The following is a 24,770-nucleotide window of genomic DNA, read 5'->3' as shown; positions in this document are numbered from 1 at the left end:
ATGAACACACAACCTCTCCCATTGAGCGAGCGCTTACAGGGGTATCAAAAGCATATTCATAGCCCAACGCCAGCCGTTGCCGGTATTCTTACCCGAGTAGTTGGTTTAACGTTAGAAGCAAAAGGGCTTCGTGCGCCTGTTGGCAGTCAATGTAAAATTGAAACCATGCGTGGTTTTGTAGACGCTGAAATTGTTGGCTTTAACGACCAAACACTTTATCTGATGCCTAACGATCATATATCAGGCGTGCTGCCAGGTGCGCGAGTGATACCCCAAATCAATGAAACGGGTTTACCTGTTGGTATGTCCTTATTGGGTCGTGTTGTCGATGGTCTAGGCCGTCCGCTTGATGGCTTAGGGCCTATTAATGCAGAGCACTATTTAAAATTCGCACAAAACACCATCAATCCACTTTCTCGCAGGCCCATTAGTCAACCAATGGATGTGGGAGTTCGTGCCATTAATTCAGTCATTACTGTTGGGCAAGGGCAGCGTATGGGATTGTTTGCAGGCTCTGGTGTGGGTAAATCAGTATTATTAGGCATGATGACACGAGGTTCTGAAGCCGATGTTATTGTGGTCGGCTTAGTAGGGGAGCGTGGGCGAGAAGTTAAAGAGTTTATTGAAGAAATTCTTGGCGTTGAAGGGCGTAAGCGTTCTGTTGTTGTTGCAGCCCCCGCTGATGCATCACCTCTGATGCGTTTAAAAGGGTGTGAAAGTGCGGTGACGATTGCTGAGTATTTTCGCGATCAAGGCCTAAATGTTTTATTGCTCCTAGACTCGGTAACGCGATATGCCATGGCGCAACGTGAAATAGCCTTGGCTGTGGGTGAGCCTCCAGCGACGAAAGGTTATCCACCTTCAGTTTTTGCTAAGCTTCCTGCGCTGGTGGAACGAGCAGGTAATGGCGGCGAAGGGCAAGGTTCAATTACCGCATTTTTTACGGTGCTCAGTGAAGGGGATGATATGCAAGACCCTATTGCTGATGCAGCGCGTGCAATCCTGGATGGTCACATCGTATTATCACGTGATTTAGCTGATAGTGGGCATTATCCTGCAATAGACATTGAAAAATCGATCTCTCGTGTTATGCCGCAAGTTGTTTCTGAGCCGCATATGCAACAAGCAAGAGTGCTAAAACAAGTTTATTCCATGTACCAGCAAAACAAAGATATGATCACTTTGGGCGCTTACCAAAAAGGCACTGATCAAATGCTTGATCAGGCAATTAATATGATGCCACGTGTCAATGCATTCTTACAGCAAGGGATGAAAGACGTGATCAGTTATGATGAAGGCTTGCAAGGACTTGCACAGTTACTAGGGCAATCATAATGGCAAATAATAAACTCAACTTACTGCTAAAGATGGAAAAAGAAAAAGAAGAATCTTTACGCATGCATTACCTACAAGCACAGCAGCACTTTCAATCTAATCAACAAAAGCTGCAAGGACTCAACAATTTTAGAATGGAGTATACCCAGCAGCTTCATATTAAAGGCCAATCCGGATTAAGCAGTGCCGGGTTTAGTCAATATCATGCTTTTATTGCGAAGATTGAAGAAGCTATTCGCCAGCAAGCCAGTACGGTGAATACAGCGAGGCAGGTTGTTAGCCAGCGACAAAGTTTGTGGTTAAAGCAACAGGTAAAAGCGAAAGCGATTGAAAAACTGATTGAAAAACAACAGCAAAAAGCAACTGCGATTGAATTAAAAAATGAGCAACGAATGCTCGATGAGTTTTCATTGAACCAATTCTTTCAAAGGCGTAATGCGCTTTAGTTGTTAAATATTAATAGTAGGCATATATATTGCTTGGTTACATGTGACGTCTTTATTTTGGCAAGCTGCGGCGGCAAATTGCCACATTTTAATGTAGGTGAATTATGGCGATTAATGATCTATCAGCACTCATTTCAGCAGAGCAAGATATTAAATTTGCTAAAAAAGAGCAATCACAACAAGCTGCTATTGATGAAAAGTCAGGCTCAGAGAGTGACTTTTTCTCTCAGTTACAAAGCGCTAATAGTGCCACTGAAGAGCCTAATAAAAAAAGTAAAGGCTCTGCCTCACCACAGTTGAGTGAAAGTGATACACAAGATGCCATGCAATCAAAGCAAAAAAAAGAGTCCGCAGCTGTTATTTCTGGTGATGATATGCTCGCTCAAATTAACGCCGCAAACAACCTTGATACTCGTGTGAGCACATCAGAGCCAAATAATTCTTTGACTTCAGTAAGTGAGTTAATTGATAAATATGCTCAAGAAAGCCTCGATCCAAAAGATATAAAACCTAAAGCCCCGCGTCCAATTGACGACGTTACTCCAATTATAAACAAGCCTTTAGAAGATGATAGCAGTGAAGGCTTACCTAACAACTCAGTTATACCTAGCGATAAATCGGCCGTTGCTGAAGCAATTGATAAAAACCTTAAACAAACAGGTTTTCCCGAAGATGCCGTTACTCCAATTGTTGATGATGTTCAAGCTATAAAAGCTCCTGAAACACAGGATGGGACTAACAAATCAGCAAGTAGCGTGGATATGCCTAGTATTAACGCCTCTACAGAAAACACTAAAAATGCCCAGCCACTTGCTTCACTTTTGGCGCAAGAGTCTGTAGCTGACACTTCAAAGGGTGAAGCCGCGGTATTAAAGGAAAAAGTAAATAAGAATCAAGTGGGTGGTGCTGGTAAGGTAGTAGTAACTGACTCAGATGTAGCACTAAAAGCCCCAACAAAACCCGTGGATAAAAAGGGGGAAGTAAACCCCGAAGCCCTGTCATCTTCGTTGAATACAGCTGCAAAACAAAGTTCAGCTGCACCAGCTGAGTCTTCAGTTAATAGCCAAAGTAAAAATGACAAAACAGATTCTAAGTCAGGCGTTTCGGCTCAGGTGGGTGATGCTAAAAGCAGTGTGGAAATACCTGCACAGCAAATAAAGGACTCGAAAGAGGCTACTAAGTCAGCAGTTAACAAAGGTGTTGAAGCCGGTACAGCACAAATGCAAGACACAGCTAAAATAGCAAAAACAGTAGGTGCTGAGCCTACCTTGCCTAAGGATGCTCAAGCATTAAAAGATGCATTTATTGCAGCTCAATCACCTACAACGTCAGCTGCTGTTAAAACCACTCAGTCTGCTTCGGAAATTGCGAAAAGCTCTGAAGTAAATCAAACAGTTATGAAGCTCCTTAATGCAGAAACAGACGTTTTAACAGGAAGTGATCAAGTTCTTTCCCGTTTGACAGCAGAGCAACGTGCCACATTGCAAACGCAAGTAAATGCAGTGCTAAGTCAAGGAGTTGATAAACAAGGCCTTGCGAATTTAAAACACACTGTTGCACAATTTATTGCAAATAATAACTCTGCTAACTCAGCCCAAAATGTCGATGCTACTTCGAGTTTTAACGCGGTAGAATTCAGTGACGAGATAGCTAATTTAACAACAGGGCAGAAGCAAGCTTTATCTGAACAGCTTCAGCAGTTTATCGCGACTGAGAAACCTCAGGGGGCGGTATTAAATCAAGTGAAAGCGGCACTAGCTGTGCTTGATGAAGATCAAATGACCATGACTAAAGAGTCAACAACTACCTCAAAAGAGCCATTACAGGTTGCACAGCCTATAGCGACTAATCAAGTTGAAACAGCGAAGTCACAATCGGGACAAGCCACATTTGTTAAGATGACTGCGCAAGAGCAAGCTATTAAATCTGATATTCAACAAGACGTAGCAAAAGAAGCATTGGTAGCAGATGATGAAAAAATTGAGCTGATAGCATCTAAAGAGAGTAATGCGGTGCGTGTAAATCAACTATTTACACAAGTGACCAATATAGCAAGCACCTCAATGACCCAATCTATAAATGAAGCGATTGATCAGCGTTACTCTGAAGAGCTTAGCAATATGCAGGTGCTAAATGCGCAACAAACCAGTGCGACGTCACAAACAAAGCAAGTAAATGTAGACCCTACTTTAATGCAAGCATTGAACATTGTTAAAAGTGATGCTGCAAAATTATTGCAAGAACGGGTAAGTGCGCTACTTAGCATTAATAATAAAGAAGCTGAAATACGATTAGATCCGCCAGAAATGGGCAGCATGCAAATTCGTATTCGCAGCGATGCAGAGCAAGCACAAATAAACTTTGTTGTACAAAACCAACAAGCCAAAGAAGCGCTAGAGCAGTCTATGCCTAAATTACGCGAAATGCTTGCGGAGCAGGGTATTGAGCTTGGAGAGAGCAGTATCCAGCAAGGTGATAGCCAAGGTAATGCTGACGAACAAGAGCAGCAACAGGGACGCGGACAGCTTGCATCTAATGGTCAAAGTGATGATGGAGCTGCGGATTCTGAACCAAGTGCGCAAAGTTCAGGCCAACAATCTTCATCTTCAATAGATTACTATGCCTAACACCTGCTATTATAAAGTTATAAAAATAACTAATTAGTTTTTAGTTTAAGATGTTTCTAAAGCACTAAACTATATGAGTAACAAAATAAAGTCTGATTTATTAACAAAATCGCTTTAGGTTGAGGTTTTTATTGGACTTGATATGTATGTTATTTATATCGAAATGTTTAAAAAGAGTTGCTTGAGATATCTTCTTTATTCTAAGCTCTGATGAGAAAGCTTGATGGGTTAACGCAGTTGTTTTATTACCCACTTTTAAGGCAGTAAGGAATTATAATGGCTGAAGAAGCAAATTTAGAAATAGAAGAAGGCGGTAAAAGTAAGAAGAAGCTGATTATAATCATTGCCGTTGTTGTTTTATTAATTGCAGGTGGTGTTGGGTTTTTCTTAATGTCAGGTTCAGATGAACCTGCTGAAACATTAGCTGATGAAACAGTTGCTACAGAAGAAGTTGAATCGTCTAATAACGCCAAAATTGGCAGCGCCCTTTATGTGGCAATGCCCAGACCTTTCGTTTTTAATGTGCCAGGTGCAAGTAGAGACCGCGTTGTACAAATTAAAGTCCAACTTTTAGTTCGTGGTGATGTGAATGAAGAAGTAGCCAAAAGACATATCCCATTAATTGAAGGTACATTGTTAAGTGTTTTTTCTACCACAACGGCTGACGAGCTTGGCACCAGTGAAGGTAAAGAGACGTTGCGAGTTGCTGCACTTGAAAAAGTACAAACGGCATTAAATGATGTTGAAGGCAGTAAAGTAATTGAGCGGGTTTTATTTACCGGCTTTGTAATGCAATAAGGGGCCTGCGTGAGCGATTTATTATCCCAAGACGAAATTGATGCGCTATTACACGGCGTTGATGAAGTCGAAGAGGAAGATATAGAAGATGGTGAAGAAGGGGGCGGTGGTAACACACTGCAATACGACTTTTCTTCCCAAGACCGTATCGTTCGTGGACGTATGCCAACGCTCGAAATCGTTAACGAGCGTTTTGCCCGACATATGCGAATAAGCTTATTCAATATGATGCGCCGCACGGCTGAAGTGTCAATCAACGGCGTACAAATGATAAAGTTCGGTGAATATATTCACACTTTATTTGTACCTACTAGCCTTAATATGGTTCGCTTTCGACCTCTAAAAGGGACGGGCTTAATAACCATGGAAGCGCGGTTAGTATTTATCTTGGTAGACAACTTTTTCGGTGGCGATGGCCGTTATCATGCCAAAATAGAAGGGCGTGAATTTACGCCTACAGAACGTCGTATTGTGCAAATGCTACTAAAAATAATTTTTGAAGATTATAAAGAAGCATGGGCACCGGTTATGGACGTTTCCTTTGAATACCTCGATTCTGAAGTAAACCCAGCAATGGCAAACATTGTTAGTCCAACGGAAGTTGTCGTAATTAGCTCTTTCCACATAGAGCTCGATGGCGGTGGTGGGGATTTCCATATCGCACTGCCATATTCAATGCTTGAACCTATTCGTGAATTACTTGACGCTGGTGTACAGTCTGACACTGAGGATACTGATCTTCGTTGGAGTAAAGCATTACGTGATGAAATTATGGATGTTGAAGTTGAGCTTTCTACGCAATTGCTTGAAGTGGATCTAAATTTAGAACAAATAATGGAGTTTAAAGCGGGTGATATTATCCCTGTAGAAATGCCAGAACATATCACTGTGTTTGTTGAGGATTTACCAACATTTAGAGCGAAAATGGGTCGCTCTCGTGACAATGTGGCATTACAAATTAGTGAAAAGATTAAACGACCTGAGTCAGTTAAATCAGAATTACACGTCTTTACAAAAGGTGGTAAAAAACTTGATTCAGATGCAGAGTTAGCAGAACTAGAAGACGATTTACACCTTTCTGAAGGTGTGGATTTAGACTGGTAAAGAAAAGGTTTAAAAGTATGAGTGATGACCAAGATACTATGGATGAATGGGCGGCAGCCCTAGCAGAAGCAGAAGGCACTGATGACGGTGGGGATGCACAAGTTGCAGAGCTTGATGAGCTTAGTGACGCTAAACACGAAATGAGTACGGAAGAAAAACGTAAGCTTGATACTATTTTAGATATTCCAGTGACTATTTCTATGGAAGTGGGTCGTTCTAAAATTAATATCCGTAACTTATTACAATTAAATCAGGGGTCAGTGGTTGAGCTTGATCGGGTTGCGGGTGAACCGCTTGATGTGTTGGTAAATGGCACATTAATAGCACACGGTGAAGTTGTTGTGGTAAATGACAAGTTTGGTATTCGCCTTACTGACGTTATCAGCCAAGTAGAACGGATCAAAAAATTACGATGAGTGGTTGGATTATACTCTCTTCCACAGTTAGTACTGTTACTCCATCGGCAACCCCGATGGGGGACATTGTATCAATGGCTATGTCACTGATTACGGTGTTAGTGTTGATTATCGTACTCGCAATCATGGTAAAAAAGGTAAACCCTAATTTAACCAACAGCGATGAATTTAAAGTTGTTCGCAGTTTGCCACTCAGTACACGAGAACGTTTGATGGTGGTTGAGATTGATAACGCCCAGCACTTATTAGGCGTCACACCACACAGTATTAATTATCTACTGAAGCTGGAAACACCCTTAACAGAAAAAGAATTACCTGCTTTGGTCAAACGATTTGGTAATTTACTAAACTCTAATCAGAATAAAAAGAACGCATAATATGATGAAGTGGCTGCTAATACTCATTAGTCTCGTATTTATACCAACTGTTAACGCTGAGGGTATTGAAGCCCTAAATATCACCACAAACCCAGACGGTTCGCAAGACTACTCTGTGACATTGCAAGTGCTTGCTATCATGACTGCGCTGAGCTTTATCCCAGCAGCAGTAATAATGATGACGTCATTTACACGTATCATCGTGGTATTAGCAATTTTGCGTCAAGCAATCGGTTTACAGCAAACACCTTCGAATCAAATCCTACTTGGTATGTCTTTATTTTTAAGTATATTCATAATGGCGCCTGTATACCAAAAAGTGAATGAGCAAGCCATTGAGCCTTATATGAATGAGCAAGTTACCTCAATACAAGCATTAGAGCTTGCTAAAGAGCCAATGAAGGCATTTATGCTATCGCAAGTTCGTATAAAGGACATCGAAACGTTTGCTAAAATAGCGGGGTATGACAAACTCGACTCGCCAGAAGCAACGCCAATGATTGTGCTAATCCCTGCCTTTGTGACCAGTGAGTTACAAACTGCTTTTATTATTGGTTTTATGTTTTTTATACCTTTTTTAATTGTAGATTTAGTTGTCGCATCAGTTTTGATGGCCATGGGTATGATGATGCTTTCACCAATGATCGTATCACTACCCTTTAAAATTATGCTGTTTGTTTTAGTTGATGGCTGGAGCCTTGTAATGGGGACGTTGGCAAAAAGTTTCGGCCTTGGGGTCTAGCAATGGTTTTTACATTTGCAATAACACAGCACAAGGAGTAACCCATGGAACCGGAAATTTTCGTTGATATTCTCAGTGACGCACTATTTTTAGTTATTAAACTGGTTTCAGCAATCGTTGTACCTGGGTTGTTAGTGGGTTTAGTTGTTGCGGTATTTCAGGCTGCAACATCAATCAATGAGCAAACATTGAGTTTTCTACCGCGTTTATTAATTACCATCAGTGCCCTGATTGCAGGTGGTCATTGGTTAACTCAAGAGCTCATGGACTTTTTTACCCGTTTAATAATGATTATTCCAGAAATCGCAGGCTGATATGGACTTCCCATTTTCAGTTATAATTCAGTGGCTAAGTGACTTCTTATTACCACTGGTTCGAATTAGTTCGATGATTATGGTAATGGCAGGTATTGGCGCTAAAAATGTACCTACCCGTATAAAAATGGGGCTTGCTGTTGTTATTACTTTTTTAGTTGTGCCTGTACTACCTCCCGCTAGTTTCAATAATTTGTTTTCATTTCAAATGCTGCTTGTTGTTATCCAACAAATGTTAATCGGTGTCGCAATTGGGTTTGCTTCATTATTGATGTTAAATACCTTTGTGCTTGCAGGTCAAATATTAGCAATGCAAACTGGTTTAGGTTTCGCCTCTGTTGTTGACCCTTCTAACGGTATGAGTGTACCGGCAGTCGGCCAATTCTATTTAATTCTAGCTACTTTGTTATTCTTTGTCTTTAACGGTCATTTAATGATGATTCAAATGGTCGTTCATAGCTTTAATGTCCTCCCGATTGATGGCAGTTGGTGGGCGGTTGACCATTATTGGGATATTGTCACATGGGGTGGATGGATGTTCACGACTGCTTTGGTACTTTCGTTAGCACCATTGACCGCTATGTTAGTCATCAACATGTCTTTTGGCGTAATGACACGTGCTGCACCTCAATTAAATATCTTTTCTATCGGTTTTCCATTCACCCTTGTTGCTGGTCTTGTGATTATATGGGCAACATTAGGAAACTTTATTACTCAATATGAATTCCAGTGGTTAAAAATGGTTGAGTTAATGTGTACTTTAGTTGGTTGTTCACCCTAGGAGCGCATTATGGCTGAAGATTCAGGTCAAGAAAAAACAGAAGAACCCACAGGTAAGAAAATTTCAGAGTCCAAGAAAAAGGGCCAAATAGCGCGCTCGAAAGAGCTCGGGACTATGTTTGTATTGATTTTTTCTGCAATTTCTTTGTTGATGTATGGCCCTGAAATTGGCAAGGGGCTTTATAATATTATGGGCCGTATGCTCAGCTTAAACCGCAATGAAACCTACGATACAACAAAAATGTTCTCCGTATGGGGAGCAGTTGCTGATGCGCTTGTTTTTCCTATGGCCATGTTTGTATTTATTATTGTCCTTGCGGGTATTATCGGAAACACTCTATTAGGCGGCTTTAATTTTAGTTGGCAGGCAGCGGCACCAAAGGCAAGTAAAATGTCACCAGCTAAGGGGATCAAGCGGATGTTCGGTCCTCAAGCGGGTGTTGAATTGGTTAAATCAATTTTAAAGTTTGCTGTTGTAGCTGGTTTTGCAGTATTTCTGATCAACACCTTTTTTGATGAGATTTTGCATTTAAGTATCGAAAGTGCACCAGGTAACATTATCCATGCACTTGAGATTTTGGCGTGGATGTTTTTGGGTTTAACGTGTACTTTAACTATTATCGCAGCAATTGACGCACCCTACCAAAGCCACACCCACCATAAACAGCTTAAAATGACCCTTCAAGAAGTGAAAGATGAGTATAAAAATTCAGAGGGTGATCCTCAAATCAAAGCTCGTATAAGGCAAACGCAAAGGCAAATGTCACAGCGTAGGATGATGCAAGACGTGCCAGATGCCGATGTTGTAGTAACCAACCCAACTCATTACTCTGTTGCATTAAAATACGATACAGAGCGTGCAGGGGCACCTATCGTCGTTGCCAAGGGAGTCGATGAGCTTGCGATGCAAATACGTAAAATTGCGAAAGGCAATGAAGTACCCGTTGTGGAGTCGCCTATGCTAACCCGCGCTCTTTATCATACTGCTGAGGTTGGCGAGCAAATCCCTGATCAATTATTCACCGCTGTCGCACAAGTGTTAGCTTACGTATTTCAGTTAAAACGCTTTCGAAAAGGGCGTGGGAAGCGACCTACAGAGCTTAATAAAACACTACCTATCCCAGATGCTTATAAATACTAAGTGTGCTTTATTTCTATAAGACAGTAACTTGGAATAGTTATTGCAAAATCCGTACAGTGTCAATTTTTTGAAATTGTAGGGTTATGGAATTTAAAGCTGTATTACAACAACTTAATAAAGATAAGAAAGAGTATGCAAAAGGTGTTGGTACGCCTTTATTAGTGCTCGCTGCGCTAGGTATGGTTATTTTACCACTGCCCCCGTTCTTACTTGATATACTTTTTTCGTTTAATATAGCCCTCGCTTTAGTGGTTTTATTGGTTACTGTTTACACCATGAAACCGGTCGACTTTGGTATGTTCCCAGCGGTATTACTTATCGCGACCATTATGCGTTTGGCGCTTAATGTTGCCAGTACTCGAGTGGTATTACTTGAGGGGCATAATGGCGGCGATGCTGCTGGTAAGGTAATAGAAGCCTTTGGCTCTGTGGTTATCGGTGGTAACTATGCTGTTGGTCTTGTCGTATTCTTAATTCTTATCATTATAAACTTTGTTGTAATCACCAAAGGCGCTGGACGTATTTCAGAAGTATCAGCACGTTTTACCCTCGATGCGATGCCAGGTAAACAAATGGCCATTGATGCTGACTTGAATGCTGGTTTTATAAGTGCAGAGCAAGCACGAGACCGTCGTGAGGAAGTAACGCGAGAAGCGGATTTTTACGGCTCAATGGATGGTGCGAGTAAATTCGTGAAAGGTGATGCGATAGCCGGTATTGTTATTTTAATTATTAATATTATTGGTGGCTTATTTGTTGGCATGATCCAACACGACCTTTCATTTGGTCGAGCAATGGAAGTGTATACATTATTAACCATTGGCGATGGTTTAGTTGCTCAGTTACCTTCCTTACTTTTATCAATCGGTACCGCAATAGTTGTAACGCGTCAAAATGAATCGCTAAATATGGGCGATCAGTTCAAAAGCCAGCTTGGTAACGAGAAATCGTTGTTTATTGCATCTGGCATTTTAATCGTAATGGGCTTAGTACCTGGCATGCCACATTTTGCCTTTTTAAGTTTAGGTGCACTACTAGGCTACCTTGCTTATTACACGCAGCAAAATAAGCTTAAAGAAGCGGCGGCGAAAGAGGAAGAAGCTGCAAACGGTGGCCCTGCTGGAACAGGCGTTGCGAATAAACAAGAACAAAAAGAGCTTGGTTGGGATGATGTACAACAAGTCGATGTTATTGGTTTAGAAGTAGGCTATCGCCTTATTCCGCTAGTCGATCAATCGCAAGGCGGTGAACTGTTGAATCGTATTAAAGGCGTTCGTAAAAAGCTTTCACAAGAACTTGGCTTTTTAGTACCGCCGGTGCATATTCGCGATAATCTTGAGTTAGACCCTAATGCATACAGAATAACAATGATGGGCGTATCAAGTGGAGAAGGTGAACTTAAGCATGGTGATGAGCTTGCAATCAACCCTGGTCAAGTATTTGGCCCGATCAAGGGCATAGAAACAAAAGATCCCGCTTTCGGTTTGGATGCAGTATGGATCAAAGCGAATCAAAAAGATGAGGCACAGTCATTAGGCTACACGGTTGTTGATGCAGCCACTGTTGTTGCAACACATATTAGTCAGTTATTAACTAATAGCGCTGCGCTTTTACTTGGTCATGAAGAAGTTCAAAATTTATTAGATATGCTTGCTAAAAGCCATCCGCGTTTAGTTGAAGGCCTTGTGCCAGACGTGCTACCACTAACTACAGTGGTTAAAGTATTACAAAACTTACTTAACGAAGGAGTTGCAATACGTGATATGCGCTCAATTGTTCAGACTCTTGTTGAGTATGGCCCGCGAAGCCAAGACCCAGATGTACTAACGGCTGCAGTACGTATTTCATTGCGTCGATTAATCGTGCAAGACGCGGTTGGTATGTCTTCAGAAATCCCAGTCATAACTTTGGCGCCTGAGTTGGAACAGATGTTGCATCAGTCACTTCAAAATGCAGGCGACGAGGGTGCCGGTATCGAACCAGGACTTGCAGAGCGACTTCAACAGTCATTGACTGAAGCGCATCAGAATCAAGAAATGGCCGGTGAACCTTCGATATTGCTAACGTCAGGAATGTTACGCACTGTGTTATCTCGATTTGTTAAGTACACCATCCCAGGTTTACGGGTAATGTCTTATCAAGAGGTACCAGACGAAAGACAGATCAAGATTGTCAGCTCAGTAGGCCAATAATTGATTTAGAAGGGTTGTGAACCATGAAAATAAAACGTTTTTTTGCTAAAGATATGCGTACCGCACTAAAAGAAGTTAAAGATGAACTAGGTGTTGATGCGGTTATTATGTCAAATAAAAAGCTGGCTAATGGCGTTGAGATTGTTGCTGCTGTTGATTACGACAAAGCTGCACCACAAGAGTCAACTCCTCAGCCAGCGGCTCAAGCGCAAAGCAACCCTAATAATTTTATAAAGCCAGCGCCTAAACGTGCTCCACAAGAACCACAGGCTGCGGTTGCTGACAGTTTACAAGCATTGCTTGAGCGTCAATCACCTCGCCCTCGTTCTCCTGAGCTTGCGTCGATGTTCAATCAATCGGGTATTGATACCTCGACGCAGTTTCAATCTCAAGAAACGCATCAGCAGCCTAGATACTCTGAGCCAACTAGATCTGTTAATGAACCACAGGCTCATCCAGATTTTGCCCGTAGAGAGCCAACCCCTAAGGTTCGTACTCAGGCTCATAGCTTAGGTTTTGATGATGAGTTAGAAAGTGACTTTGATGATTTAGGCGCTCCTATGCAATCGCATAAAAGCGTAGCAAATCCGCAAAGTGATGAAATGACTTCCATGCGTGATGAAATGAATGCAATCCGACAACTACTTGAACACCAAGTTTCAGGTTTAATGCAACAAGATATGGCGCGTCGTGACCCTACACGAGCTTGTATGATTGACCGCTTGGTAGGCATGGGTATCGAGCATGATGTTGCAGAGCAAATGGCGTGTTTTATTCCTGATGATGTGTCTCGTCAAGAGGCATGGAAAGCGTTATTGCAAATGGTTGAAAACCAAATGCACACAACAAATAATGAAATTTTACGTCAAGGCGGTGTTTATGCTTTAGTTGGGCCTACAGGTGTGGGTAAAACTACGACAGTAGCCAAATTGGCTGCATTGGGCGCGCAAAAGTATGGCGCAGATAAAGTAGCGTTAATTACTACAGATACATACCGTATTGGTGCATATGAGCAACTTGCAACTTATGGCCGAATTATTGGTTGTGGCGTAAAACAAGTAAAAGATGCTAATGAATTAGCAGAAGTTTTATACCATTTACGAAATAAGCGACTAGTATTAATAGACACAGCAGGAATGAGCCAACGAGACTTACGGTTAACTGAGCAACTAAACACGCTAATGCGTAATCAGCGCGTTGATATTCGTAGTTATTTAGTATTAAGCGCTACAGCACAAATTAACGTACTGCAAGAAACCGTAAGGCACTTTAAAAAAGTTCAGCTAAGTGGCTGTATTTTCACAAAGTTGGATGAATCGCTTAGTTTAGGCGAGATTATTAGCATAGCGATTCAAAATCGCCTCCCAATAGGGTATCTTACTAATGGTCAGCGAGTTCCTGAAGATATTCGTGTCGCAAATGCTGAAAAATTGGTTAAAAAAGCAGAACAGTTATATTTAAAAAGAACAAAAGTACAACATTCAAGACGTCAAGCAGTAGCGTCAAGCACAGTAGGGATGTATGATTAACACAGTATTAGATCAAGCAAGTGGCCTGCGAAAGATGAGTCAAAACAATAATAACAGTGTAAAGGTTATCGCTGTTACTGGTGGTAAGGGTGGTGTAGGTAAAACTAATGTATCACTTAATACTGCAATAGCTTTAGGCCAATTAGGTAATAGGGTTTTAGTACTGGATGCCGATTTAGGCTTAGCTAATTGCGATGTGATGCTTGGTTTACGCGTAGAGCGGAACTTGTCTCATGTTCTCTCTGGAGAGTGTGAGCTTGACGAAATTTTAGTTGAAGGGCCAGCAGGTATTAAAATAGTCCCTGCGACTTCTGGTTCCCAAAGCATGGTCGAGTTGTCACCTTCAGAGCATGCTGGATTAATTCGTGCATTTAGTGAGTTGAGCACTGAGTTTGATATTTTAATTGTTGATACTGCCGCAGGTATTTCTGACATGGTGCTGAGCTTTTCTCGCGCAGCGCAAGACGTCATGGTTGTTGTTTGCGATGAACCGACTTCAATAACAGATGCTTACGCACTAATCAAAGTGCTCAGTCGTGAGCATGGTGTGTACAAATTTAAAATAGTTGCCAATATGGTGCGCAGCATGCGCGAAGGCCATGAACTATTTGCCAAACTTTCCAAAGTAACAGATCGCTTTTTAGATGTTTCAATGGAGCTGGTTGCAACCGTGCCATATGATGAGAATATGCGTAAATCTACTCGTCGACAAAAGGTCATTGTAGAGTTATTTCCTAACTCCCCAGCAGCGGTTGCATTTAAAACATTAGCGACAAAAGCAGTAAAATGGCCTATACCTAATCAACCATCAGGCCATTTAGAGTTCTTCATAGAAAAATTAGTAAACGGCTAACTATGACTGCATCGGTGAATAAAGCGATGGGATATCAATCAACAGTAAACTTAAATGCAATTATTGAGAAACATGCTTCATTAGTTAAGAAAGTGGCATGTCATCTCATTGCGCGTTTACCTCCAAGCGTGCAACTAGATGATTTAATACAAGCTGGTATGATTGGATTGATTGAAGCGTCAAAAAATTTCGATACCTCAAAAGGTGCCAGCTTTGAAACCTTTGCTGGCATAAGAATTCGTGGTGCGATGCTTGATGAAATGCGCCGTGGTGACTGGGCTCCACGCTCGGTTCATCGGAACAGTCGAATGGTGGCAGAAGCAATTTCAGGGTTAGAAAGCGAGCTAAACCGTGAACCTAAAGACTTTGAAGTTGCTGAAAAACTTGATATTACGCTTGATGAGTACCATCATATCCTTAGTGATGTAAATTCGAGTAAAGTACTAGGCATTGAGGATTTAGGAGTTGATGAAGATGTTATAACTCCTGTTGGTCAAGATTTTGCACTGGACAAGCCCTTTAATAACGTTAAGAATGAACGTTTTAATGAATCCTTGTTAGCTGCAATAAAGTCTTTGCCAGAGCGGGATGGGCTTGTGCTCTCGCTATACTACAATGATGAAATGAATTTAAAAGAAATTGGGCACATACTCGATGTTAGTGAATCGCGTGTGAGCCAGATACATGGTCAGGCGATGATTAAGCTAAAAGCAAAAATCAATGACTGGATAAACTAGAAGTAAGTAAATATAGGTTCAGACCTCACCGGAGGATGTTTTGGATAAAAACATGAAAATTCTTGTTGTTGATGATTTTTCGACGATGAGACGTATCATCAAAAATCTTTTAAGAGATTTAGGCTTTACAAATGTACAAGAAGCTGACGATGGTTCAACAGCTTTACCCATGTTACAAAATCAAGAATTTGATTTTGTTGTAACCGATTGGAATATGCCGGGTATGCAAGGTATTGATTTATTACGTGCTATCAGAGCTGATGGAACGCTTAAACATATCCCTGTGTTAATGGTGACAGCAGAAGCTAAAAAAGAACAAATTGTTGCTGCTGCTCAAGCCGGCGTTAACGGCTACATTGTAAAACCATTTACTGCCGCAACACTGAAAACCAAATTGGAAAAAGTGTTCGAGCGCCTAGGCTAAATAAATAGGAGAGGCTTATGTCAGCACTTGCTGCGCCTCAGATCAGTTTAGAACAAGCCCGTCAGCTTGTTGTTTACCTTGAAAATGGCGAACAAGAAAAAGCTGACCAGCTAATTATTGATGCGGCTTCTCAAGAGCAATCTGAGTTGTTTGCTGAAGTGGGTAAGTTAACGCGTCAACTGCATGATGCGTTAAAAAACTTTGAACTTGATACGCGCTTATCGGATTTGACGACAGATGCACTTCCAGATGCAAAACAGCGTTTAAACTATGTCATGGAAATGACTGAAAATGCTGCCAACAAAACGATGGACGCGGTTGAAGCAAGTTTACCAATAGCGCAAGAATTAGCAGATGAGATTGCTCACATCAAGCCAACTTGGGATCGTCTAATGAGTCGTGAAATTGAGCTTGGTGAGTTTAAAACACTTTGTCATAGTTTAGATAAATTTATGAGCCATTCTCATACAAAAACAGATGAGTTACAGGGCTTGATGACAAACGTGTTAATGGCACAAGATTTTCAAGATTTAACAGGTCAAGTTATACGAAGGGTTATTGAATTAGTTAGAGAAGTTGAAGACAGCCTAATTCATTTACTTACCGCTTTTGGTAGCCACGAGCTTGGTGGTGAAAAAATAAAAACACCTGCCGAAGCCGTAACACCGCCTGCACAAGATACACTTGCCGGTCCTGAAGGACCAATTATTGACAAAGAATCGCGAGATGATGTAGTCAATGGGCAAGATGATGTTGACGATTTATTGTCAAGTTTGGGCTTCTAAGAGGAGAGCACTGCATGAGCTTTGAAGTCGATGAAGACATTTTACAGGATTTTCTAGTTGAGGCTGGAGAAATCCTTGAGCTTTTATCAGAACAGCTAGTAGAGCTTGAAAATAATCCGGATGATACCGATTTACTGAATGCGATATTCCGCGGCTTTCACACAGTTAAAGGCGGTGCTGGTTTTTTAAGCATGACCGAACTTGTTGATGCTTGCCATGGTGCTGAAAACGTATTTGATTTGCTGCGCCAAGGTGTACGGACAGTCAACTCAGAGCTCATGGATGTTATACTGCAGGCGCTTGATACTATTAATGAAATGTTCACGACTATTCAAAATCGTGAACAGCCTGCACCAGCAGACCCTGAACTGTTAGCTGTATTACATAAATTAAGTCAGCCCCCAAGTGATGATGAAAACGACCCTGCCTCAGTGCCAGATACAGTTGCAGCCGCACCAGCAGAAGAACCTGCAACGGAAGAACCCAGTGTTAATGATGAAGATCCGTTTGCCTTTGATGAGCTATTTAATGGTGAAGTAGATAATAGCTCAACAGAAGACAACATTGATGAAATTACCGAAGATGAATTCGAAAGCTTACTCGACGAATTGCATGGTAAAGGCCAAAGCCCAATTACTGAAAGTGCTCCAACTCAACCGAGCTCATCTGGTAATGACATAACAGATGATGAATTTGATAATTTATTAGATGAATTACATGGTGTAGGGAGCTTTGGTGAAGTTGCTGTAGATAATGCCCCAGCAACTGGGCAACAAGTTAAACCAGCTGAATCAAAAAGTTCAGTTAGTGATGAATCTGGTGACGACATAAGCGATGATGAATTTGAGGCTTTACTTGATGAACTTCATGGTAAAGGTTCAGCACCTAAAGCAGTTGCAGAGAATGCAAATGCAGTTGAACAGCCTGTAGCAAAAAAACCAGAACCCCCTAAAGAAGCTGTTCAAAAGCCTGCACCAGTTAGTAAGCCGGCCACACCAGCCGCTCCGAAAGCTGCTGAAAAGCCAGCTGCACCAGCAGCTTCGACAGCTAGTGCTGCTAAAAAGCCACCACCACCTCAAGCTGAAACAACCGTTAGGGTGGATACAAAACGCCTAGACGAAATCATGAATATGGTTGGTGAACTTGTATTGGTCAGAAATCGCTTGGTTAGCTTAGCAACAAATACTAATAACGAAGTGATGGGGAAGGCAATTTCTAATTTAGATGTTGTCACAGCTGACCTGCAAGGCGCGGTAATGAAAACCCGCATGCAGCCAATCAAAAAGGTTTTCGGTCGGTTTCCTCGAGTTGTTCGTGACTTAGCAAGAAGCTTGAAAAAAGACATCAATCTATTGCTAGTTGGTGAAGACACAGATTTAGATAAAAATTTAGTGGAAGCATTGGCTGATCCTTTAGTTCACTTGGTGAGAAACTCGGTTGACCACGGTATCGAGATGCCTGATGTTCGTGAAGCAGCAGGTAAATCAAGAACAGGTAGCGTGACATTATCAGCATCTCAAGAAGGTGATCATATACTGCTTACTATCCGTGATGACGGTGCAGGTATGGATGCTGAAAAACTGAAGAAAATAGCAATCAGTAAAGGCGTACTAGATCATGAGCAAGCAAGTCGCTTGTCAGATACCGAAGCATATAACTTAATTTTTGCACCTGGGTTCTCAACTAAAGAAGAGATTTCTGATATTTCAGGCCGCGGTGTCGGTATGGATGTTGTTAAGACTAAAATTAATCAGCTTAATGGCTCTGTAAGTATTCAGTCTGAACTGGGTGTAGGTACCATACTTGAGATAAAAGTACCGCTTACGTTAGCAATTTTACCGACCTTAATGGTTGTTGTTGGTGAGCAAACATTTGCCCTACCGCTTGCAGGTGTAAGCGAAATATTTCATTTAGACTTAACACAAACTAATGTCGTTGATGGGCAGTTAACAATCATAGTCCGTAAGAAGGCAATTCCATTGTTTTACTTGGAGCACTGGTTGATTAAAGGTGCAGATAGATCACAACGAAAAGCGCAAGGGCATGTTGTTATTGTTCAAATAGGTACTCAGAAAGTGGGTTTTGTTGTTGATTCATTAATCGGCCAAGAAGAAGTAGTAATAAAACCATTAGATGCTCTATTACAAGGCACGCCAGGTATGGCGGGGGCTACAATCACCTCTGATGGTGGAATTGCATTGATATTAGATGTGCCAAGTCTATTAAAGTTTTATGCTGGCTAGCCCATACTTATCCTTTTATGAGAGCCTTTGGCTCTCATAGGTAAAATTTAACAAGAGTGTACCAATGGCAGTTAAAGTATTAGTTGTTGATGATTCAAGCTTTTTTCGCCGTAGAGTCAGTGAAATTCTTGAACAAGATAAGGATATTGAAGTAATTGGTTTTGCTGTTAACGGCCGTGAAGCCGTTGATAAAACCAGTCAATTACGTCCAGATGTTATTACCATGGACGTAGAGATGCCCGTTCTTGATGGAATTAGCGCTGTAAAAGAAATAATGGCTGCTAATCCAACACCTATCTTAATGTTTTCGTCATTGACGCGCGATGGTGCAACGGCAACCTTAGATGCGCTGGATGCGGGTGCGTTGGATTTCTTACCAAAGAAATTTGAAGACATAGCACGAAATAACGAAGATGCGATAAAGCTATTACAAAATAAAGTTAAAGAAATTGGGCGTAGACGTATATCCAGATTTAACCGCCCAACTCCTTCTATTTCTTCACGTTCAGTATCAAGCAAAGAGTCGTCTACTCGCAGTGCAGTTATTCAGCCGGATCGTTCTTTTAGCCGGGCAACGCCTTCGCCTAGCCCAAAATCGGACGTGCGTGCATCGGGTAAAAAATATCAAATAGTCGCAATAGGGACATCTACAGGAGGACCTGTTGCCCTACAAACTATTTTAACAAAATTACCCGCTAACTTTCCGCATCCTATTTTGTTAATTCAGCACATGCCAGCCGCATTTACTCCTGCATTTGCAGCAAGGTTAAATGGGTTGTGTAAAATAAAAGTAAAAGAGGCTCAGCAAGGCGATAAATTAATGCCAGGCACAGCTTATTTAGCACCCGGCGGTCAACAAATGCTTGTAGAAGGGCGTGGTGGAAATAGGACATTACGCGTATTCGAAGACGACAGTGCGAGAATAACTTATAAACCCAGTGTTGACGTAACATTTGCCAGTACAGCAAAAGCCTACCAAGGTGATGTATTAGCGGTTGTGTTGACTGGTATGGGGGCTGATGGTCGTGATGGTTCTCGAATGCTCAAACAAGTAGGTGCAACTATTTGGGCACAAGATGAAAAAAGTTGCGTGGTATATGGCATGCCTCAAGCCGTTGCAAATGCAGGCTTAGCCAGTGCAGACATTGCATTAGAGGATGTTGCGAACCGAATTATCCGTGAGATTGGGTGTGGATAAACTCTCATTTTTAGGTGTAATTGTTGCACTAGGTGCGATTACATTTGGGTATTCTTTAGAAGGCGGTATTGTATCCGCCTTATTCAGTGGACCAGCACTCCTTATTGTTTTAGGTGGAACAATAGGGGCTGTGATGTTGCAGTCTCCTTCGAGTACATTTTTAAAAGCGTTGAAAATAAGCTATTGGGTGTTTTTTCCGCCGCGTCATGATATTGACGGAGCAATTGAGCAAGTAAAACAGTGGTCAATAAAAGCTCGCCAAGAAGGCTACCTTGCGCTTGAAGAGACGGCACTGAGTCATCCAGATCCCTATGCTGCAAAAGGGCTTAGTTTATTAGTTGATGGAGTCAGTGATAAGGCGCTACGTGACACGCTAGAAATAGACCTGTTACTTGAACGTGAACGTTTGCTTGAAGCAAGCCGAGTGTATGAAGCATTTGGAGGTTACAGTCCTACGATTGGTATCTTAGGGGCTGTTTTAGGATTGATTCAAGCAATGTCGTTTATTACCGAGCCAGAGAAATTAGGTGCGGGTGTCGCAACGGCATTTATTGCAACCATTTATGGTGTTGGTTTAGCTAATTTGTTGTTTTTGCCAATGGCTAATAAGTTAAAACAACAAGTGGAACAAAAAATGCTTTATCATGAGTTATTAGCAGAGGGTATTATGGCAATTAGCCAAGGTGATAGCCCAGTCAATATAGAGCTAAGACTAGAAGCATACCGTATTGAAAGACCAACCTTACTACCTGAGTAAAACTTCTGATGATGCGTCGTAAATTACGTAATAATAATGCCAATAATCAGCACACTGAAAGATGGTTAGTCTCTTATGCTGATTACATGACGATTATGTTTGCGTTTTTTGTTGTGATGTACGCGATGGCCATTAATAAAGAAGAAAAATTCCAAGTATTATCTGACTCATTAGAGCAAGTTTTTGTTAAATCTGCTCGTCAACACAGCCAAGAGGGGACGGGTGTTACTGGCACGGGTTTACTCACAGATAGAGTTAGTCCAGAGAAAGAGCTTTTATTTGGCGAAAGTATTCAAAAACAAGAAGTAGGGCCGGAGTTACTTGATGGGCAAAGTGATACAAGCAATGTAAAACAAAAGCACTTAGGTAAACCTCTTGATAGCTTACTCACAAAATTACAATCTGCTTTAATTGATGAAATACGTGATGGTGAAGCAAGTTTAGAGTTACATCAGGACTGGCTAATCATTGAGTTAAGTTCGGGAATGTTATTTTCAAGTGGCAGTGCTGTAGCGCACAGTAGAGCGAAGTCTGTTATTGGTATGGTTAAAGATATCATTTCACCGGTGGATAACTACATTCGAGTGCGCGGTTATACTGATAATGAAACTATTCGTAATGAAATTTTTCGTTCGAATTGGGAGTTATCAGTCGCCCGAGCTACCTCTATTTTGATAGAGTTGGAAAGAATGGGCATAAACCCTGCTAGAATGGCTATAGAGGGATATGGGGAGTATTCTCCTTTTGCCGATAATACGACTGCACAAGGGCGAGCACAAAACCGTAAAGTAGTTGTAGCTTTATCGAAATACGGGTTGCCTGAACAAAAGGCTGTTGACAGTGATGATGCATCGGAAGAAGTTGAAGCTTCGATGCCAGAAGAGGTTGAACTGCCCTCAAATGATAATTCCATTAAAGTAATCCAATTACCCCATGGTGGGATTCGTATTACAACGCGAAATGAAGAACAATAAGGTGTAATGTGAAAGTTTGGACAGTAGCAAATCAAAAGGGCGGTGTTGGCAAGACAACAACAGCAGTTAGCCTTGCAGGCATTTTGGCGTTGCAAGGGAAGCGGGTATTGCTGATTGATACTGACCCTCATGCTTCTTTGACCTATTATTTTGGCATCGATTCTGAAGATCTAGAAGTTAGCGTTTATGATATATTTGCGCGTGGTAATACAATGCAAAGCGAAGAGATCTTACAAGCTTTATGTCCTTCAAATATCGCTAACCTTGATATATTACCTGCAACTATGGCTATCGCAACACTCGACCGTAGTATGGGTAATAAAACGGGCATGGGGCTTATTCTAAAAAAAGCATTACTTAAAATTAGCGATCATTACGATTACGCTATTTTAGATTGTCCACCCGTGTTAGGCGTGCTAATGGTCAATGCACTGGCTGCCAGTGAGCGAATATTAGTGCCAGTACAAACTGAGTTTCTCGCTCTAAAGGGGTTAGATCGAATGATGCGCACGATGGAATTAATGCAAAGCTCGCAATCAAAGCAGTATCAATATACCATTATCCCTACTATGTATGATAAGCGCACGAATGCATCTTTGGAGGCATATAAAACCCTTCAACAGACATACAAAGATAAAGTTTGGCCGGGGGTAATTCCCGTCGATACAAAGTTTCGAGATGCTAGCCTTGCGCAACAAGTGCCTATTCAATTTTGTCCTCGTTCGCGGGGCGTTTTTGCTTATCGTGCGTTATTAGATTATTTGATTGAACAAGGTTAATTGATGAGTAAGCAGTTGTTTGCTAATGAAAAAGTAATGACCCAATATTTGGACGCTTTGCTGTGCGATGAAGACTCTTCAGCACTTGAGCCAGTGGCAAAATTACTTGAGCAAGTTAAACCATCAGCAACTGAAAAAGAGTTAACACCCAAAACCACTACTCAAGCAATAATGCAGCCTGATGCTTTAGAAGAGCCTATTTTACAGGCTGAGCAAACATCAAAGCTTGAGAAACCACAAATTCAAGCTAATATCAAAGATATAGCTGAAACAGAGCTAGCGATAAATGAAGCGGTTGGAAAAACGCCTGTTCAACGCCAAGAAGATTATTTTGATGGCGAGTTTCAGGCACTATTTTTTGAAGTGGCAGGGCTTACGTTAGCGGTGCCATTAAAAGCACTTGGTGGTATTCATCAGTTAGGTGAGGTTACTCAGCTTTTTGGAAAACCTAAGTGGTTTAAAGGTGTAATGCTTAATCGTGATGAAAACTTAAATGTGGTTGATACAGCACGATGGGTAATGCCAGAAAAATATACCCAAGAGCTTGAAGAGAAACTAGACTATCAATACTTAATTACCTTAGGTGATAGTCAATGGGGATTATTAGCTGAAAAATTAGTAAATAATATTACCCTGCGCTCTGAAGACGTAAAATGGCGGACTAATAGCGGTAAACGTCCATGGTTAGCAGGCGTGATTAAAGAAAAAATGTGTGCCCTAATTGATGTAGAGTATTTAAATCAATTGCTGGAGCAGGGCTTAGATAGCCGTGAGCAGTAACGATAATCGGAGTAATAGCATGAGCGAAGAAAGATTAGTGTCAAGTAGTAAAAATGCCGATAGCAATGACGAGGTATTGCAATGGGTAACGTTTAAACTTGAATCAGAGACCTACGGTGTGAACGTGATGCAAGTACAAGAGATATTGCGTTATACCGAAATAGCCCCAGTTCCAGGTGCCCCTAGTTATGTACTTGGTATAATTAACTTACGTGGTAATGTTGTAACAGTTATCGATACGCGTGCTCGTTTTGGTTTAATGTCTGCTGAAGCAACTGATAATTCTCGTGTTCTTATAATTGAAGCAGAAGAGCAAGTAATCGGTATTTTAGCCGATAGTGTGGCTGAAGTTGTATATTTACGTAGCTCTGAAATTGACAGTGCACCAAACATTGGCACAGAAGAAAGCGCTAAGTTTATTCAAGGTGTCAGTAACCGCGATGGCGAATTATTAATTTTGGTTGATTTGAATAAATTACTAAATGATGAAGAGTGGGATGAGCTAAGCAATATCTAATGCTTACGGATAAACTATGCTGTTACTCTCTTTAGTGTGTAGCGCACTTTTTTTAATATTAGTGTGCTTTGTATTCTTATATATTTTAAATAAACGGTTAATGGCTTCTGAGCAAGCAAACCAGAAGCAATTGGCTAATGCATTACAACAAAATAGTATTTTACGTAGTGAAGTCGCTGAGATGCGCGCTGGAATGCTTAGTATTGGCAAGCGTTTGGTTGATGCCGAGCAAAAGAGTCAAGAACTAGCACAGCAACAAGATGCGCAAAAATATGACGACCCAGATGCTAAAATCTACTCACGAGCAGTAAAAATGGTAGAGCTTGGAGCTGATATAGAAGAGATCATCCGTGAGTGTGAATTACCGCGTGCGGAAGCCGAGTTACTTATATCACTGCATCAACAAAAAGGCGCTAGTTAGCGCCTTTTGTATTGAAAAGGTTGTCTTGTCCTGAAATGTGTTTACACATTTAGGACTTATTTATGAAGACCACCGAAACTAAAGGCACTAAGCGTACTCAACGAGATTATACATTGGGCTTTAAACTATCCATTGTTGAGCTGGTAGAAAAAGGCGACTTTACGTATAAGCAAGCTCAAGAACACTATGGTATTCAAGGTCGCAGTACCGTTCTTGTATGGCTAAGAAAACATGGTAAATTAGATTGGTCTACACCAACTTATATGACCGATATGCCTAAATCAAAAGAAACCCCAGCACAAAAAATTAAACGTTTAGAGCGTGAAATAGAAGACTTGCGCCTAAAGGATTTAGTTAAAGATGAAATGATTAATATCATGGATGAAGAGTATGGAGCAGGCTTGCGAAAAAAGTACTTATCCGAGCTATCACGCGTGCAAAAGAAAAGCAGCAAGTAAAACTGACACCGTTATGCCGTGCCTATGGCATAACGCGACAAGG

25 protein-coding genes and 1 pseudogene are annotated in these 24,770 nt (G+C 41.3%); all 26 read left to right on the top strand.

The features are described from left to right. On the top strand, window positions 1-1,335 hold the full coding sequence (gene fliI, locus CSC79_RS15885; protein WP_099296730.1) for a flagellar protein export ATPase FliI: 1,335 nt from the start codon (window positions 1-3) through the stop codon (window positions 1,333-1,335). Next, window positions 1,335-1,781 (top strand): flagellar export protein FliJ, encoded by a 447-nt coding sequence (gene fliJ, locus CSC79_RS15880; RefSeq protein ID WP_099296729.1) that lies wholly within the window; start codon window positions 1,335-1,337, stop codon window positions 1,779-1,781. The genes fliI and fliJ overlap by 1 nt, the downstream gene beginning before the upstream one ends. A gap of 104 nt (window positions 1,782-1,885) precedes the next feature. Further along, window positions 1,886-4,408 (top strand): flagellar hook-length control protein FliK, encoded by a 2,523-nt coding sequence (locus CSC79_RS15875; RefSeq protein WP_099296728.1) that lies wholly within the window; start codon window positions 1,886-1,888, stop codon window positions 4,406-4,408. Window positions 4,409-4,684: 276 nt separating this feature from the next. Further along, window positions 4,685-5,206, top strand: a complete 522-nt coding sequence (fliL, locus tag CSC79_RS15870; RefSeq protein WP_099296727.1) for a flagellar basal body-associated protein FliL — start codon at window positions 4,685-4,687, stop codon at window positions 5,204-5,206. 9 nt (window positions 5,207-5,215) lie between these two features. After that, a complete protein-coding gene (gene fliM / locus CSC79_RS15865; RefSeq protein ID WP_099296726.1) occupies window positions 5,216-6,310 on the top strand; it encodes a flagellar motor switch protein FliM in 1,095 nt (364 codons plus the stop codon). 17 nt (window positions 6,311-6,327) lie between these two features. Beyond that, window positions 6,328-6,726: a flagellar motor switch protein FliN gene (gene fliN, locus CSC79_RS15860; RefSeq protein WP_099296725.1), complete on the top strand. Its 399-nt coding sequence runs from the start codon at window positions 6,328-6,330 to the stop codon at window positions 6,724-6,726. Continuing rightward, window positions 6,723-7,103: a flagellar biosynthetic protein FliO gene (gene fliO, locus CSC79_RS15855; protein WP_099296724.1), complete on the top strand. Its 381-nt coding sequence runs from the start codon at window positions 6,723-6,725 to the stop codon at window positions 7,101-7,103. Before fliN ends, fliO begins: the two co-directional genes overlap by 4 nt. A 1-nt stretch (window position 7,104) precedes the next feature. Further along, window positions 7,105-7,845: a flagellar type III secretion system pore protein FliP gene (gene fliP / locus CSC79_RS15850; protein WP_099296723.1), complete on the top strand. Its 741-nt coding sequence runs from the start codon at window positions 7,105-7,107 to the stop codon at window positions 7,843-7,845. A 44-nt stretch (window positions 7,846-7,889) separates the two neighbouring features. Beyond that, window positions 7,890-8,159 (top strand): flagellar biosynthesis protein FliQ, encoded by a 270-nt coding sequence (fliQ, locus tag CSC79_RS15845; RefSeq protein ID WP_058559776.1) that lies wholly within the window; start codon window positions 7,890-7,892, stop codon window positions 8,157-8,159. Window position 8,160: 1 nt separating this feature from the next. Beyond that, a complete protein-coding gene (gene fliR, locus CSC79_RS15840; RefSeq protein WP_099296722.1) occupies window positions 8,161-8,940 on the top strand; it encodes a flagellar biosynthetic protein FliR in 780 nt (259 codons plus the stop codon). A gap of 9 nt (window positions 8,941-8,949) precedes the next feature. Further along, window positions 8,950-10,080 (top strand): flagellar biosynthesis protein FlhB, encoded by a 1,131-nt coding sequence (gene flhB / locus CSC79_RS15835; RefSeq protein WP_099296721.1) that lies wholly within the window; start codon window positions 8,950-8,952, stop codon window positions 10,078-10,080. Between the two features lie 83 nt (window positions 10,081-10,163). Next, window positions 10,164-12,272 carry a flagellar biosynthesis protein FlhA gene (gene flhA, locus CSC79_RS15830; protein ID WP_099296720.1) on the top strand — a complete coding sequence of 703 codons (2,109 nt, stop codon included), beginning with the start codon at window positions 10,164-10,166 and terminating at the stop codon, window positions 12,270-12,272. Window positions 12,273-12,295: 23 nt separating this feature from the next. Then, window positions 12,296-13,801, top strand: coding sequence for a flagellar biosynthesis protein FlhF (flhF, locus tag CSC79_RS15825; RefSeq protein WP_099296719.1), 1,506 nt, complete (start codon window positions 12,296-12,298; stop codon window positions 13,799-13,801). Next, window positions 13,794-14,654 carry a MinD/ParA family protein gene (locus CSC79_RS15820; protein WP_099296718.1) on the top strand — a complete coding sequence of 287 codons (861 nt, stop codon included), beginning with the start codon at window positions 13,794-13,796 and terminating at the stop codon, window positions 14,652-14,654. Before flhF ends, CSC79_RS15820 begins: the two co-directional genes overlap by 8 nt. A gap of 26 nt (window positions 14,655-14,680) precedes the next feature. After that, a complete protein-coding gene (locus CSC79_RS15815; protein ID WP_099296797.1) occupies window positions 14,681-15,391 on the top strand; it encodes an RNA polymerase sigma factor FliA in 711 nt (236 codons plus the stop codon). A 40-nt stretch (window positions 15,392-15,431) separates the two neighbouring features. After that, the gene (cheY, locus tag CSC79_RS15810) at window positions 15,432-15,815 is read left to right on the top strand and encodes a chemotaxis response regulator CheY (protein ID WP_099296717.1); all 384 of its coding nucleotides are present in this window, start codon (window positions 15,432-15,434) and stop codon (window positions 15,813-15,815) included. Between the two features lie 17 nt (window positions 15,816-15,832). Then, window positions 15,833-16,600, top strand: coding sequence for a protein phosphatase CheZ (locus CSC79_RS15805; protein WP_099296716.1), 768 nt, complete (start codon window positions 15,833-15,835; stop codon window positions 16,598-16,600). A 14-nt stretch (window positions 16,601-16,614) separates the two neighbouring features. Beyond that, a complete protein-coding gene (locus CSC79_RS15800) occupies window positions 16,615-18,843 on the top strand; it encodes a chemotaxis protein CheA (protein ID WP_099296715.1) in 2,229 nt (742 codons plus the stop codon). 64 nt (window positions 18,844-18,907) lie between these two features. Further along, window positions 18,908-20,041 (top strand): chemotaxis response regulator protein-glutamate methylesterase, encoded by a 1,134-nt coding sequence (locus tag CSC79_RS15795; protein WP_099296714.1) that lies wholly within the window; start codon window positions 18,908-18,910, stop codon window positions 20,039-20,041. Further along, window positions 20,034-20,798: a flagellar motor protein gene (locus CSC79_RS15790; protein WP_099296713.1), complete on the top strand. Its 765-nt coding sequence runs from the start codon at window positions 20,034-20,036 to the stop codon at window positions 20,796-20,798. The genes CSC79_RS15795 and CSC79_RS15790 overlap by 8 nt, the downstream gene beginning before the upstream one ends. 8 nt (window positions 20,799-20,806) lie before the next feature. Then, entirely contained in the window at window positions 20,807-21,772 is a 966-nt protein-coding gene (locus tag CSC79_RS15785) for a flagellar motor protein MotB (protein WP_099296712.1), read from the top strand. Window positions 21,773-21,780: 8 nt separating this feature from the next. Further along, complete coding sequence (locus tag CSC79_RS15780) at window positions 21,781-22,551, top strand: ParA family protein (RefSeq protein WP_099296711.1); 771 nt, start codon at window positions 21,781-21,783, stop codon at window positions 22,549-22,551. 3 nt (window positions 22,552-22,554) lie between these two features. Next, the gene (locus tag CSC79_RS15775; RefSeq protein WP_099296710.1) at window positions 22,555-23,331 is read left to right on the top strand and encodes a CheW domain-containing protein; all 777 of its coding nucleotides are present in this window, start codon (window positions 22,555-22,557) and stop codon (window positions 23,329-23,331) included. 19 nt (window positions 23,332-23,350) lie between these two features. Then, complete coding sequence (locus tag CSC79_RS15770; protein WP_058559788.1) at window positions 23,351-23,848, top strand: chemotaxis protein CheW; 498 nt, start codon at window positions 23,351-23,353, stop codon at window positions 23,846-23,848. Between the two features lie 16 nt (window positions 23,849-23,864). After that, the gene (locus CSC79_RS15765; RefSeq protein WP_099296709.1) at window positions 23,865-24,269 is read left to right on the top strand and encodes a DUF2802 domain-containing protein; all 405 of its coding nucleotides are present in this window, start codon (window positions 23,865-23,867) and stop codon (window positions 24,267-24,269) included. Window positions 24,270-24,331: 62 nt separating this feature from the next. Next, window positions 24,332-24,770 (top strand): annotated as a pseudogene (locus CSC79_RS15760) (IS3 family transposase); the annotation flags it as partial.

This window comes from Pseudoalteromonas sp. 3D05 (genome assembly GCF_002723455.1).
Classification (GTDB): Bacteria; Pseudomonadota; Gammaproteobacteria; order Enterobacterales; family Alteromonadaceae; genus Pseudoalteromonas.
The sequence above is the reverse complement of the archived record's forward strand: the minus strand, read 5'-3'. Positions and strand labels throughout refer to the sequence as shown.